Origin of the sequence: Asticcacaulis tiandongensis, from assembly GCF_006475605.1 — a bacterium.
GTDB lineage: Bacteria > Pseudomonadota > Alphaproteobacteria > Caulobacterales > Caulobacteraceae > Asticcacaulis > Asticcacaulis tiandongensis.
Genome location: NZ_SSBC01000010.1, coordinates 612,177 through 626,003, shown reverse-complemented (window position 1 = coordinate 626,003; position 13,827 = coordinate 612,177). Strand labels below are relative to the sequence as shown.

Here is a 13,827-nt window from a genome sequence, read left to right as displayed (position 1 = left end):
AAAAAATCCACCTCCCCGCAGAGCAGGGAGGAGGGAGATTTTGCGCCTTTAAGGTTTATATATTCGTCCAGACTGAGAGGAGGGAAGCACGGGATACAAGGCTTGCCAAATCCCGGCTTTTGGTTTCTGATCCCCAGACAATGATTGGGGATGTCCTATGAATATTGTTATTCTGGTCGGCATAGTTATCACCGTTCTGACGGCTATTCCGGTTCTCAGTCAGTTGCGCAAACACCCTAAGGGGTTGTTTGTCCTGTTTTTTGCCGAGATGTGGGAGCGGTTTTCCTATTACGGCATGCGGGCGTTGCTGATCTTTTATCTGACGTCGCATTTCCTGTTTTCCGATGAAATCGCCAATACGCAATACGCCTCCTATACGTCGCTGATCTATCTGCTGCCGCTGATTGGCGGGCTTATGGCGGACCGCTATCTGGGGACACGTAAGGCGATTGTGTTCGGGGCCATATTGCTGGTGATTGGTCACGGCAGTCTGGCGATTGAGGGTAAGCCCAATATTGCGACCCTGACCTATGAGGCGCAGACCTATGAATTTGTGCGCGACGGGCATCATCTGGGGCCGCAAAAGCTTAAGGTCGGTGAGGGGCTGTATGCTGTGGCGGCGGCTGAAAATGGCGGGTTGCGGATTGTTGATATTCCGGAGAGTGCGCCCTTGCCGCCGGTGCTTGAAGCGGGCAGTTATACGCAAGGTGTGGTCAAGGTTACGCCCTGGGCCGAGCAGGCGTTTTTCCTGTCGATTTCACTGATTATTCTAGGGGTTGGTTATCTTAAGGCCAATATATCTTCGATTGTCGGGCAGCTTTATCCGGAAAAAGACCCGCGCCGCGATTCGGGGTTCACGCTCTATTATTACGGCATCAATCTCGGGGCTTTCTGGGCGGCGATATTGTGCGGCTATCTGGGGGAAACCTATGGCTGGGGCTGGGGGTTTGGTCTGGCGGGGCTGGGGATGCTGGCGGGACTTATTGTGTTTGTCTGGGGCAAGCCGCTGTTTGAGGGTAATGGCGAACCGCCGGAGCCTGAGAAACTGAAAGCGCCGGTTTTCGGGCCGTTTAACCGTGAAACCCTGATCTACGGTTTGTCGATCCTGTCCGTCCCGCTGATCTGGTTTGCGGTTCAGCGCAATGAGGTCGTGGGCTGGGGTCTGGGGGCGGCGTCCGTAGCCATTATCGGCTATGTCGTCTGGTATATGGCACGTTATTTCGCGCGCGAGGAGAATTTCCGGCTGGGGCTGGCCTTTGTGCTGATTTTTGCCTCGGTGATTTTCTGGACGCTGTTTGAACAGGCGGGGTCGTCGCTTAATCTGTTTGCGGCGCGTAATACGAATCTGGAACTGGTCAGTCAGGCCGTTGTGTTTGATCTGTTTGGGCAGCTGATGGTGTTCGGGACACCGGCGCAACTGGCGGCGGTTACGCTTCCGGCAGGCTACTGGCATTTCGATACGACCTTTACCGCGTCACAGACCCAGTCGTTTAATTCGGCCTTTATTCTGTTGCTGGCCCCGCTGTTTGCCATTGGTTTTACCTGGCTGGGTAAGCGCGGACGCGATCCTGATCCGGTCAAGAAATTTGCCTTTGCGCTGGTCAATGCCGGTGTCGGGTTCCTGATACTGGTGTGGGGCGCGGGCTTCGCTGATAATGCCTTCCGGTTGCCGCTGGTGTTTCTCGGGGCGACCTATCTGGTGCATACGATCGGGGAGTTGGCGCTGTCGCCGGTCGGTCTGTCGCAGATCACCAAGTTGTCGCCGCCCGTTATTGTATCCACGATGATGGCGATCTGGTTCCTCAGTTCGTCAGCGGCACAATATATTGCCGGTTTCATTGCCGCGACCACGGCGACGGAAACGGTGGGCGGGCAGGTGCTTGATCAGCGGGCCTCGCTTGAGGCGGCGCTCAGTACATTTGAGGTGATTGGCTGGTGGGGTGTCGGGCTTAGGGTGGCGCTGTTTGGCCTGTCCTATGTGATTAAACACTGGGATTACGGGGCGAACCGGTAGTTATTTCGATATATTCGAGCGATGCGTGCGGGGTGTAATTTCGGTGCTGAAGTGGCGGGTATAGACTTGCGTAAATTCAGCACCGAAAAAGAATATTTGGGTGGAATAATAAATCCAGACCAGAAGCACGATCAGCGACCCTGCGGCACCATAGGCCGAGCTCAGGGCGCTCTGGCCGAGGTAAAGTCCGATCAGATATTTGCCGAATGAGAACAGAATGGCAGTGATGGCCGCACCCACCCAGACATCCCGCCATCTGATTCTGACGTCCGGCAGGATTTTGAAAACCATGGCAAACATAAAGGTCGTAACGATAAAAGATACGGCATGATTGATTATTTGGGCCATGAAAACCGGCGTGTAATCAGAGACAAAGGCGTTAAGCGCCGTCAATGCGGCGGAAATCACCAGTGATATCAGCAGCAAGAAGCCTATGCCGACAATCAGGGCGAAAGACAGAACGCGCTTGCGGATGAACCATGACCAGTGGCGTTTTTGGTTTTCATCAACATTCCATACCGCATTCATGGCGTCCTGAAGCTGGGCAAAGAAGCCGGTGGCGGAAATGATCAGAGTCACCAAACCGATCAGGGTAGCGACTATGCCTGAGCTTTTGCTGGCGCTTGAGGCGATGATGGCCTGTATGGCCTGAGCGCCAATATCACCTACGAGATCGCGGATTTCTTCGTAGAGATACCCGCTGACCGCATCACGCCCGAAAGCCAGACCGGCAATGGCAATGACGATAAGCAAAAGCGGGCCGATGGACAGGACACTGTAAAAGGCAAGGGCGGCCCCGAGGCGGGGCACCTTGTCATTAAGCCATTCCTGTCCGCTCTCCTTAAGCATTTTCCACAACAGGCGGAAGGTCAGGGGCGGTCGTGTCGGAATAGAGTCGCTCATACAGTCCTCACATCGTAAGTCCCTGTATCAAGCAGACAAAAAACCGGAAAAGGTCAATACCTTTTCCGGTAAGTGTGTAGCGTCATCTGTTTGTTATTTCAGATCCGAAAGTGCGTTCAGGTCATAGGCACTTGAATGAGCGGTCAATGACTCGGGCACCTGCACGGGTTTCACCACGGGTGCGGCGACTGGGGCTAAAGCCGGTCGGGTTTGCAGGCAGCGCCCCTGAAAATAGGCACCAATATCGATCGACAGGCTTTCGTGGGTGATATCACCTTCGACATAGGATGAGGCCATAAGCCTGACCTGTTTGCCGCTGATGGCCCCAAGCACGCGACCGCGAATCTCGATGGTTTCCGCTTCGACCGCACCTTCGATATTGCCCGCTTCTCCGACAATAAGATGGCCCACCTTGACGTCGCCGTGTACATTGCCGTCAATCTGAAGGTGACCGGCACCGGTGACATTACCATTAATGCTGATTTGCGGCCCGAGTATCGACGGCGTGCTGCGCACCGGTGTGACGGCGGGAGCGGATGTCGCCACCGGAGCGGCCGCCACAGGGCTTGGGGGTGATGCGGGAAGATCAAGCGGTGGAACCGCCGACGTGTGCTTTACCTGTACGGGTTTGGCCTGACGGGTGGTTTTAGTTTTGCTGAACATAATCTCCGGCCTTTATAAAGCGAGCAGGGTTTTGAGGACGTCCGTTGATCCACACTTCATAATGAAGGTGCACCCCGGTAGAGCGGCCCGTTGAGCCCATGGCCCCTACACGGTGGCCAACACTGACACGCTGGCCGGTCTTGACCGAAAGTGTCTGCAAATGGGCGTAACGGGTTTTGAAGCCGTTACCGTGGTCAATTTCCACAGTACGCCCGTATCCACCGCGCGTGCCTGAGAACGAAACGGTTCCGGGGGCGGTTGCGTGAATAGGGGTCAGGTAGGGCGCAGCAAAATCGAGGCCAAAGTGATTTTTGGGTCGACGGGTGAAAGGATCAAGCCGCACGCCAAAGCCCGAAGTCGTGCGCGCATTGCGCGTCGGGCGGGTAAAGGGAATGTGCTCGGCCGAGGTTTCAAGGCCACGCATGTCCGAGAGGTTAAGCGCGGCGTTACGAATACGTTCGGCAAAGCCCTGATCAACATTTAGATAGGCCGCCAGTTCCTGCGCATTACGGTGTTCAAGCAGAGGGCCATTGGAGGTGCGTCGGCTATAGCCTGCTGGATTGAGACCGGCGGTGCGGAAGGCCAGCCTGAGGCGTTCGGCCCGTGTCTTGGCCAGTTCTTCGGCGCGGGCCACGACCCGTTCCTGATCTGCCCTGACCGCATAGATGCGCTCAACTGGCGGCAGTGTATCGTCAATGGCGGCGGGGGCAAGGACAGCGGCGGCCCCCGGAACCCCCTTGAAGCCCGGCAGCATCTGGCCAAGCGCTATGTGTCTGTTTTCAACGGTCTTTGCCAGTTGTTCCAGCGAGCCGGAGGAGACTTCGTTCTGGCGCATCAGCACATCAAGGCGCGCCTGACGGTCGGCGACCCAGCGTTCGGACTGGGCTTTTAACATAATGATCTGTTTTTCAGAACCAGAACCGGCAGAGGCCGCCATGAATATAACGGCACCGGTGCTCATGGCCAGCCAGGTGATCAGAAAACTGGCCAGAATGGCGAGGGTGAACTGCTTTCCGGTGCCAAAACGATAGCCACGCGTCTCATCGCCTGAGCGGATATAGAGGTGCCGCTCAGGAAAGGTGTGTTCAAGCGCGTCTTTCAGGCGCTGAAAACGGCTTCTGTGCATAAGTTCCCCACTCCCCATCCGCAAATTAATTATGGCTTAACCAAACCTGTCTTGGCAAGCCTTAATCGAATCACCGGAATTGACGACGATACAGGGGGCGGGGTTTCAAGAATAATGCCAGCCCTGACCTTGTCAGGTGATGTACAGCTGTGGGCGGTTTTGGGGGTAATTCGGGGATGGTTTTGGGGTAACTCAGGCGCGCCGCAGGGTTTTAAGGGCTTCGAGGACCGCCTCGACATGGCCTTTAAAGCGCACCTTTCGCCATTCGGCGCGGATAAGGCCTTCGGGATCAATCAGGAAGGTTGAGCGGTCAGTGCCCATATATTTCCGGCCATAGAGACTTTTTTCACCCCACGACCCCAATGCGGAAATCAGGGTGGTTTCGGTATCGGACAAGAGCGGAATGGTCAGATTATGTTTGGTTATGAAACGCTCGTGGCTTTTGAGATCGTCTTTGGATAATCCTGTTATGGCACAATCAAGGGCGCTGAAGTCGGCCTGAGCCGCATCAAACGCCACGGCTTCCTGTGTGCAGGTCGGGGTATTGTCTGCCGGATAAACAAACAGAAGCTGCCATTGGCCACGGAAGTCTTTGAGCGAACGCATATCGTGCTGCACACCGTCTTTTTCAGCCACGGCGACGGGCAGGCTGAAATCGGGCACCTTATAAGGGGGGAATTCCTGTACGGACTGTAATTTTTTTGCCATGACATCGCCTTCTGTTACGCTTATGACTTTAGGGTGCGTTCGGATTAGCCACTTTGATTGCGACCGCACGGGACAAAGTGGATTCGCCTGATACTATAATAGAATAATAAACCGCCTGAATGCCTCCATTGGTAATAAAAATAATCGGTACGATCAAACGGCGGTGGAAGCTTTGTCTTGCAGGCGGATTGATCCTGAGTGTGTTTGCGGGCGGTGTACGTCTGGCGCAGGGGCCTGTGCGTATTGATGGCCTGAAAAATATCATTATTACGCGCCTTGAGCGCACGGTGCCGGGCAGTGACGCCAGTCTGAAACATCTTGATCTGGTATGGTTTCACGACACCAATGCGCTGGGGCTACGCTTTGAGGGGCTGGTCCTTAAGGACGATAAGCAGCGCACTATTGCGGCGTCTGATCAGCTTGAGGCGGCGCTGGCCCTCGATAGTCTTTTACTTTTGCATCTCGCGCCGGCGCATATATCCGCCGAAGGTTTTGAGATCGTCCTGTCCGTATCGCCTGAAGGGCGTTATGAACTGGGCTATGACGCCAGTGGTGACCCCGAAGCCTTTGCCATTGACGAGATTTTCCGTGATCTGACGGGGGATGAGAAACTGGGCCGTCCGGTGTCGTTTACACGCGCCTTCAGCCTTAAGGACGGTTCTATCCGCCTTGGTCAGGTGGGCACTGATCTGAACTGGCGTGCCGAGGTGGCGCGGATTGATTTCTCCAAAAAGCGCGATGATGTGCGGGCGGAAATTGGTCTGGCTGTCGATACGGGCGGGCATTGGTCTTACCTGAGCGCCAGGGCTGTTTCCAAGACGGAGCTTAAAACCGCGCAGCTTGATGTCGATATCAAGGATCTGGTGCCTTCGGATATTTTCCCGAGCGTTGGGGTAACGCGGCCCCTGTCTAGGCTTGAGGCCACGGTAAATGGTACGGGCCACTTAAGTTACAGCACGGCCAAAGGTATCGAAAAAGCATCACTGAATATAAGCGCCGGTCAAGGCAGCTATGATTTTGGCACCAACCGGCAACCGTTTGAGGCGATTGAGGCCAGGGCGGATTACCTGCCTGAAAAAAAGGCGATTAATTTTTCGACCTTCCGTTTGCAGACGCATCATTTGGACACCGACTTAAAAGGTACGGTCTTGCTGGTGCCGGAGAACAAGGCGGCGGATGCGCCCTACAGCATTGCCTTTGACTTTCATGGGCCCAGAATATCAGGGCATCTGGCAGAGGATTTTCCGGCTCAGACACTGAGGGACGTGCATTTTATCGGGGCCTATATCCCCGAACGTCAGCGTCTGGAAATCAAGTCAGGGCGGGGCCTTTTGAATAATGCCCCGTTACATACCGAAGGCTTTGTCTATACGGACGACAAGGGGCAGGTGGGCGCGGAACTCAAGGCGCGGGTTTCGGGGCAATTTGCCAAGGAACAGGTGTTTGCCTTCTGGCCGGAAACCCTGACCTCTGTGCTCAGGGCCGATCTTATCCGGCGCATCGAAGGCGGAGTTTATTCCAATGCCCGTTTCACCCTGAAGGCCCCGCCGGGCAGCTTACGGTCAAACGGCCTTAAGGATGAGCACCTCGATCTGACCTTTGATTATGCCGACATGGCCTTGCTGGTGCATGATGACCTGCCCAAGGCGCAAGGGGTGCGGGGTCAGGGGCATTTGCGGGGCAACAGTTTTGATCTGAGTATTGCCGGTGGAGAACTGGGGGGGCTTCCGGTTAAGGACGGTCGGGTTTCGGTCGAAAGCTTTGACAAGGCCGATAAGGGGCGTACCCATATATGGCTGACCAGTGGCGGCGATGTGGTGCGGGCGGTTGAGATTGTCGACCCGCTCACTGGCGGTCAGCTGGCGCGTCAGGGGCTGACGCGAGACCGTTTATCCGGTGAGACGGACTTTCGGGTTGATATTGGCTTTGTCAGCTTTGCCAGCCCGCTGAATTATGACGTCATGGACATCAGCTTTAAGGCCGATATCCGTAATGGGGCTCTGAGGCAGGCGGCGCTTGGGTGGGATCTCACCAACGGTGAGCTTAAGCTGAGGGGGGATTTGCGCGATGATGTGATTGAGGTGCGCGGCCCTGCGGATGTCGGGCCTTATCGTGGCGAAATCGGGTTCCGTACCGGTTTTGAAAGCCCGAAGTCCTTTATCGATTTCACCGGCAGTTTTAATGCCCGTCAGTTTGGGGGCTCGCCGACGCGGCGGGTGGCGCTTAAAGGTAATCTGGAACTGGCCAATAATATCGGCACCGGTACTATCGCCTCGGATATTTTCAACGGACGCGTGGACTGGAGCGGCACTGACGCCCGCCCGAACCGGGTGACGCTGAACGGGGCCACGCTTTCGGCGGGCATGAAGGGGCAGGGGCTGCCGATATTTGCCCGCTTCAAACCGGAAATTCCGACCGAAATATATCTGATGCGCTCAGGCGATGTCTGGAGCGGGCAGTTGCAGGCCGAAGGGTTTACCGGTGAACTGGCCTATGTCGAAGGGCGTAATCCGCGTCTGGTCTATAATGCGCTGATCACGCCGGATCGGGCGCGTTTGCTGGGCATAGGGGCCTTGCCCATATTTAACAAACCCCGCCGCCTGAGCGTCAATATCGGGCTGGATGCCGACTCGCGAGAGGCCCTTATCCGCCTCGATACCATCAATGCGGTGCTCGGCTGGTCGGACATGGATATGGATGACGAGCCGACGCGGACGCTTAAGGCGAAACTGACGCCGCATGATCTGCATCTTTTGGGGCTGCCCGAAGACTGGTTCACGCCTCTGGCTGATCTTGAGGTCGATGCCCTGTGGGAGCAGGACCGTCGCGGCATAAAGGGACGGGCACGTCTGGGGAATGCACAGGACGTGTTTTTTGACCTGCCGGATATGGATGAAATGGTTCTGACGAACCGGCCTCAGCCCTGGGCGACCATCAGTGCCGATATTGACGGAGCCTTCCTGAGGCAGATCGGCTATCGCGGCCATATGCTTGAGGTCAACGGGCGCGTCGCTCAGCAGCTTAGCCTTTATCAGACCGAAAACACGACCGAAGGAGCGATATCAACCGGTGAGGTGTCAGCGGCGGTACTCAATCTGGATGCCCGGAATGCGGAACTGAGGCTGGGGGGGGCGGACTGGGTAAAGCCGGTTGGAGAGGCCGCAAGCCTGAATTTCAGCTTTGACGAGGGTGGGCCGGAAGGCGGGGTCAATATGACCCGTATTCAGGGAGCAGGTGAGCGGTTTGCCGTCGAAGGTCGTGCGGCACTCGGGGCCGATAGTGATCTGGATTTTGCTGATTTTTCGACCCTTTATCTCAAGGATGTGATGCAGGGCAGCGTGCAGGTCTATCAGGTCGGTGAGCCGCAAACACGGATAATATCCGTAAAGGGCGCATTGATGGATATGCGGCCCTGGCAAAAACCCGCAAAGACCAAGACCGTGGTGAATGCGCGAGGGGCGGCAAAACCGCTGACTGTGCCGGAACCTGTGCCCGTGGTTCCGCAACTGCCGACACGGGTCATACTCAGTCTTGACCGGTTGAAACTGGCCGGTGACGGCACCTTCAGGGATGTACGTTTTGAGGGTGAATGGGACGGCCTTAATAGCTTGCGCGGTGAGGGTAAGGCCCTGACGGATAATAACAATCAGATTTCACTGACACTCCGGCCTGAGGCTGATCTGAGCCGTTTTACCTTTATGGCGGATGATGTCGGGGATCTGTTCTATACAGCCACCGGTGACCGGCGCTTACGCAGCGGGACGCTGATGATGAATGGCGTCTATCGCAATGGTCAGGTGGATGCGACCCTGAAAGGCGAGGATATTCGGGTCAGCCAGATACCTTTTCTGGGGCAGCTGTTGTCACTGGCGTCATTGCAGGGGCTTTCGGATACGCTGACCGGTGAAGGGATCGGTTTCTCCGACTATGAATTTCCTGTGCGTTACCGCGATAATTTCCTGTTTGTTCGTGACGGCTGGGCCAAGGGCGAGGCCCTGCGCATCAATATCCGGGGCGGAATGGATACCAGGGCCAATGTGGTTGACTATAACGGGACGCTTATTCCGGCCTATGGCGTCAACGCCGCCTTTTCGCAGGTGCCGCTTGTGGGGGAGCTTCTGACCTCAAGCCGTGGTGAAGGCGTATTGGGGATCAAGTATCGTCTGAGAGGTCATGCTGATGCGCCTCAGGCGGAAATCGATCCGTTCTCACTGGTCTTGCCCGGTTTCTTCCGGCGTCTGCTGGATAAGGATCAGCCGGACTTGCTCGCGCCTGTCGAAGACGGGAAATAATCAGGTTTTGGCTGGCGTGCGCTCGGCGATACGGGCGCGATTGAGGCTTAAGGCGCGATCGTCCGGCTGCCAGTCTCCGCACCAGCAGGCATCTATGCCGCTCAGAAGTTCCGAAGGATTGGTAAAGCTGGGCTGATAACCTCTGGCCTGCATTTCCGCGATCAGTTGCGCCTGACGGGTCGCCAGATAGCCCAGACGCGGATAGAAAAAACGCACATGCCCCTTGCCCAGCACATAGGTGCGGGGGTTGCGCGGATCATCCGGCGTTTCGCCACGGCCTGAGGCCGCCCGCACCAGTGCGAATATACGCGGCAATTCGCGATATTCGGCCACCAGATGCGGGCCGCTCAGTTCTGTCACGGGGACACAGTTGATCCGCGTCACGATCAGACTGGCCTTACGAGGACGATCTTTTTCTTGCCCTGTGAGACCTTGATGACGCCATCGCTATTGAGGTCGTTCAGGGTAATGTTCTGATTGCCATCGGTGATGGCCGCGTCATTGACCCGCAGACCGCCGCCCTGTGCCAGACGACGGGCTTCGCCGTTTGACTGGGTCAGGCCAATCTGGGTCGCCAGAGCCGCAAGCATGATGCTGGCTTCAAGATCGCTGCGGGCAATTTCAACCGTCGGCAGGTCCGCCGACAACACGCCCTGTTCAAACGCCTTTTGGGCGGTGTCGCGTGCCGTCTGGGCAGCGGCTTCGCCATGCACCATGCGGGTCGCGGCATCGGCCAGTATCTTTTTGGCCTCGTTGATTTCCGCGCCCTGAAGCTTTTCGAGACGAGCAATTTCATCGAGCGGAATATCAGTAAACAGTTTGAGGAACTTACCGACATCGGCGTCTTCGGCATTGCGCCAGTATTGCCAGTAGTCATAGGGCGACAAGGCATCGGCATTGAGCCATACAGCCCCGCCCAGGGTTTTACCCATCTTGGCTCCCGAAGCGGTCGTCAGAAGCGGGGTTGTCAGGCCGAAGGCTGGCTTCTGATTGAGGCGGCGCGTCAGTTCAACGCCGTTGACGATGTTACCCCATTGATCCGAGCCGCCCATTTGCAGGACACAACCATATTTGGAATTCAGTTCGCGGAAATCAACGGCCTGCATGAGCATGTAGTTGAATTCAAGGAAGGTCATTGGCTGTTCGCGCTCAAGGCGCAGCTTGACGGAATCAAAGGTCAGCATGCGGTTGATGGTGAAATGCGTGCCGAAGTTGCGCAAGAATTCGATGTAGCCGAATTCGGACAGCCAGTCGTTATTATTGACCATGATGGCGTCGGTCGGGCCGTTACCAAAGGTAAGGAAGTTGGTGAACACTGACTTGATGCCGTCCATATTGGACTGAATCTGTTCGTCGGTCAGAAGCGGGCGCTGCGTGTCCTTAAAGGTAGGGTCGCCGACCTTAGTGGTGCCGCCACCCATCAGGACGATCGGACGGTGACCGGTCTTCTGCAGCCAGTAAAGCATCATGATCTGCACCAGATGGCCCGCATGCAGCGACGAGGCTGTGGCGTCATATCCGCTATAAGCCGTGATGGTTCCGGCGCAAGCCTGAGCATCTAAGGCTTCCGCATCCGTGCACTGGTGGATGAACCCGCGCGATTGAAGGATGTTGAGGAAATCGGATTTGAAGGTGGTCATGATCTTTTACTTGAAAGCGTTATGGAATACGACTGTGCCTTTACCATGCGCACCTTGCTTTTCCATAGGTATTTCAGATGAAAATTATCGGCTTTATGACCGGCACCTCGCTTGACGGGATCGACATGGCGGTTCTGGAAACCGATGGTGAAGCGCAAGTGACGTTCGGGCCGTTCGCCGAAAAGCCTATGCCGTCGGAGATACGCAGCGTGATCGAGGCGGCGACTCAGGCGGCGTTGAACTGGCCGCGCGAAACGCCTGAGCCTGAGATTTTCAATGAGGCGCGGCGGGTGATTGTTGATTTTCACCATCAGTCGCTATTGGCCTTTGTGACTGAGAACGGTTTGAATCTGGCGGATTTCGACCTTTTGGGCGTGCATGGCCAGACGGTTTTGCATGAGCGCCCTATAGCCGGTGTTAATGGGCGCACGGTTCAGCTTTTTGACGGGCAGCGCTTTGCAGATTTGACAGGTGTGCCCGTGGTGTCCGATTTCCGTAGCGCAGACGTGGCCGCAGGCGGTGAGGGGGCGCCTCTGGCCCCTGTGTATCATCGTGCGCTGGTTGAGGCGGCGGGTGTTGCCCTGCCGGTCGTGGTTGTCAATCTGGGGGGCGTGGCCAATATCACGGTCATTACCGAAGATGACCTCTATGCGCTTGATACCGGTCCGGCCAGTGGTCTGATGGATCAGTGGATGCGGCAGCATACGGGCAAGCTGTTTGATGAAAACGGTACCGTGGCGGCGCGTGGCGTGGCGCGAGAAGATATTGTCGCACAGTATCTTGCGCATCCTTATTTTCAGGCGTCTGCGCCTAAGTCTCTGGATCGGTATGATTTCACGCTTAAGGCGGTTGAGAGCTTAAGTCTGGAAGAGGGTATGGCCACGCTTATGAGCTTTACGGTGGAAAGCTTGCGATATGAAATCGAGAAGTTTGGTTTTAAATTGCAAGCTATTTTTTTGTGTGGTGGGGGGCGAAATAATACGCATCTGGTCAAGGTGTTGCGTCAACGCCTGAGCGATCTGGGGCCAGTGAAAATTGCCGAAGATATGGGCTGGCGCGGTGGAGCGATTGAAGCTGAAGCCTTCGCCTATATGGCAGCGCGGTCGGTGAGGGGCTTGCCGATTTCGTATCCGAAAACAACGGGGGTCAAAGCGTCTCTGACGGGCGGTATTTTGGCTAAGCCTTCAGGAAATCACTAACCACCGGCGCCAGATGGTTGGCGTGGCTATGGATCAGGTCATGTGCGCCGCCGGAGACAATATATAGCCGTGCATCCGGCAGCATGGATTTGAGGCGGTATCCGGTTTCCACGGGGCTTATCGGGTCATTGTCACCGAACAGCAAAAGGCAGGGCTGGGTGACATCAGGCAAGTCGGTTGCCGCAGGTGGCGCATAGTCCGTTATCCAGTTTGCAGCATTGGGGAAATTGCGGCGATAGTCTGGTCGCCAGTTGAAACGGTCTATGCCGCTCATGTCAAAGCCGCCCGAGGTCACCGCCAGAATCAGTTTGCGTACCCGTTTCGGGTATTTGCGCGCCAGATGCAGCGCGATAACCCCGCCCATGGATTGGGCGAATATATCTACCGGCCCATCCCCCATATGACTTTCGGCTAAGGGAGTGAGGGCGTCAAAACCGGTAATAGCGGGATCATGTGGCTGGTTGCCGAGGCCCGGCCAGCTGATGAAACGGCTGTCGGCCTCAGGCAAAAGGTCGGACAGCGGCTGCCATATCCGGGCATCGCCTGAGGCACCGGGTAAGTACAGCCGCCGCACGGTCATCAGTCTTCGGCTTTTTCAGCCAGACGGCGATCGAGATAAGAACCGACATGATATTCGACTTCGGAAAGCTGGTCGTTCCAGAAGTGGTTGGCATTATCGACCAGTTCGTGATCGATGATGATGCCTTTTTGCGAACGCAGCTTGGCAACCACACGGTCGACTTCGGGGGGCGGGACAATGGTGTCATTGGCACCGTGCAGGAACAGGCCGGACGCCGGACAAGGTGCCAGAAAGCTGAAATCATAGGCATTGGTTGGCGGTGACACCGAAATAAAACCATCGGTTTCAGGGCGGCGCATCAGAAGCTGCATGCCGATATAGGCCCCGAAGGAATAACCGGCGACCCAGAATTGCGAGGCGGTCGGGTTTTTGGCCTGAAGCCAGTCAAGCGCGGTGGCGGCATCAGCCAGTTCACCTATGCCTGAGTCAAATTCGCCCTGCGATTTACCTACGCCACGGAAATTGAAACGCAGCACCGAAAAGCCGCGTGTCATGAACAGGTGGAACAGTTGTACGGTCACCGGATTGTTCATATGGCCACCCGCCTTGGGGTGCGGATGTAGAATCAGGGCGATGGGAGCGTTTTCAGTCTTACCGGCCGTGTATCGGGCTTCGATGCGTCCGGCGGCGCCGGCAAGGATCACTTCAGGCATATATTCACCTAGCTGTAACAAAATGTGTCGTTGTGCAGTGCGCAATACT

General features: G+C 56.2%; 11 protein-coding genes. 3 read left to right on the top strand and 8 right to left on the bottom strand.

What is annotated here, in order from left to right:
* Positions 1 to 157 precede the first annotated feature (157 nt).
* The gene (locus E5201_RS06905; RefSeq protein ID WP_140985339.1) at positions 158 to 2,014 is read left to right on the top strand and encodes a peptide MFS transporter; all 1,857 of its coding nucleotides are present in this window, start codon (positions 158 to 160) and stop codon (positions 2,012 to 2,014) included.
* Here the strand turns inward: E5201_RS06905 and E5201_RS06900 are convergent, their stop codons facing one another.
* The 4 genes from E5201_RS06900 to E5201_RS06885 form a co-directional block, all read right to left on the bottom strand.
* Entirely contained in the window at positions 2,015 to 2,917 is a 903-nt protein-coding gene (locus E5201_RS06900; RefSeq protein ID WP_140985338.1) for a YihY/virulence factor BrkB family protein, read from the bottom strand. It abuts the gene before it with no gap.
* Positions 2,918 to 3,010: 93 nt separating this feature from the next.
* Positions 3,011 to 3,580: a bactofilin family protein gene (locus tag E5201_RS06895; protein WP_140985337.1), complete on the bottom strand. Its 570-nt coding sequence runs from the start codon at positions 3,578 to 3,580 to the stop codon at positions 3,011 to 3,013.
* On the bottom strand, positions 3,564 to 4,706 hold the full coding sequence (locus E5201_RS06890; protein WP_140985336.1) for a peptidoglycan DD-metalloendopeptidase family protein: 1,143 nt from the start codon (positions 4,704 to 4,706) through the stop codon (positions 3,564 to 3,566). The genes E5201_RS06895 and E5201_RS06890 overlap by 17 nt, the downstream gene beginning before the upstream one ends.
* 192 nt (positions 4,707 to 4,898) lie before the next feature.
* Positions 4,899 to 5,414, bottom strand: a complete 516-nt coding sequence (locus tag E5201_RS06885; protein ID WP_140985335.1) for a peroxiredoxin — start codon at positions 5,412 to 5,414, stop codon at positions 4,899 to 4,901.
* A 200-nt stretch (positions 5,415 to 5,614) separates the two neighbouring features.
* Between E5201_RS06885 and E5201_RS06880 the strand changes: the two genes are divergently transcribed.
* The gene (locus E5201_RS06880; RefSeq protein ID WP_219993568.1) at positions 5,615 to 9,706 is read left to right on the top strand and encodes a DUF3971 domain-containing protein; all 4,092 of its coding nucleotides are present in this window, start codon (positions 5,615 to 5,617) and stop codon (positions 9,704 to 9,706) included.
* Here the strand turns inward: E5201_RS06880 and E5201_RS06875 are convergent, their stop codons facing one another.
* Positions 9,707 to 10,090: a pyrimidine dimer DNA glycosylase/endonuclease V gene (locus tag E5201_RS06875; protein ID WP_140985333.1), complete on the bottom strand. Its 384-nt coding sequence runs from the start codon at positions 10,088 to 10,090 to the stop codon at positions 9,707 to 9,709.
* Between the two features lie 2 nt (positions 10,091 to 10,092).
* A complete protein-coding gene (tyrS, locus tag E5201_RS06870) occupies positions 10,093 to 11,346 on the bottom strand; it encodes a tyrosine--tRNA ligase (protein ID WP_140985332.1) in 1,254 nt (417 codons plus the stop codon).
* 77 nt (positions 11,347 to 11,423) lie between these two features.
* Between tyrS and E5201_RS06865 the strand changes: the two genes are divergently transcribed.
* Positions 11,424 to 12,545 (top strand): anhydro-N-acetylmuramic acid kinase, encoded by a 1,122-nt coding sequence (locus E5201_RS06865; protein WP_140985331.1) that lies wholly within the window; start codon positions 11,424 to 11,426, stop codon positions 12,543 to 12,545.
* Here E5201_RS06865 and E5201_RS06860 read toward each other — a convergent pair.
* A complete protein-coding gene (locus tag E5201_RS06860; RefSeq protein WP_140985330.1) occupies positions 12,523 to 13,125 on the bottom strand; it encodes an alpha/beta fold hydrolase in 603 nt (200 codons plus the stop codon). The two genes, E5201_RS06865 and E5201_RS06860, sit on opposite strands and share 23 nt — an antisense overlap.
* On the bottom strand, positions 13,125 to 13,778 hold the full coding sequence (locus E5201_RS06855; RefSeq protein ID WP_140985329.1) for an alpha/beta hydrolase: 654 nt from the start codon (positions 13,776 to 13,778) through the stop codon (positions 13,125 to 13,127). Before E5201_RS06855 ends, E5201_RS06860 begins: the two co-directional genes overlap by 1 nt.
* Between the last annotated feature and the right edge of the window lie 49 nt (positions 13,779 to 13,827).

Excerpts from the sequence above, each read along its gene's own strand:
- E5201_RS06895 (WP_140985337.1), bottom strand. The coding sequence starts at position 3,580 with ATGTTCAGCAAAACTAAAACCACCCGTCAGGCCAAACCCGTACAGGTA.
- E5201_RS06890 (WP_140985336.1), bottom strand. The coding sequence starts at position 4,706 with ATGCACAGAAGCCGTTTTCAGCGCCTGAAAGACGCGCTTGAACACACC.
- E5201_RS06885 (WP_140985335.1), bottom strand. The coding sequence starts at position 5,414 with ATGGCAAAAAAATTACAGTCCGTACAGGAATTCCCCCCTTATAAGGTG.
- E5201_RS06855 (WP_140985329.1), bottom strand. The coding sequence starts at position 13,778 with ATGCCTGAAGTGATCCTTGCCGGCGCCGCCGGACGCATCGAAGCCCGA.
- E5201_RS06865 (WP_140985331.1), top strand. The coding sequence starts at position 11,424 with ATGAAAATTATCGGCTTTATGACCGGCACCTCGCTTGACGGGATCGAC.
- E5201_RS06900 (WP_140985338.1), bottom strand. The coding sequence starts at position 2,917 with ATGAGCGACTCTATTCCGACACGACCGCCCCTGACCTTCCGCCTGTTG.
- E5201_RS06905 (WP_140985339.1), top strand. The coding sequence starts at position 158 with ATGAATATTGTTATTCTGGTCGGCATAGTTATCACCGTTCTGACGGCT.
- tyrS (WP_140985332.1), bottom strand. The coding sequence starts at position 11,346 with ATGACCACCTTCAAATCCGATTTCCTCAACATCCTTCAATCGCGCGGG.
- E5201_RS06860 (WP_140985330.1), bottom strand. The coding sequence starts at position 13,125 with ATGACCGTGCGGCGGCTGTACTTACCCGGTGCCTCAGGCGATGCCCGG.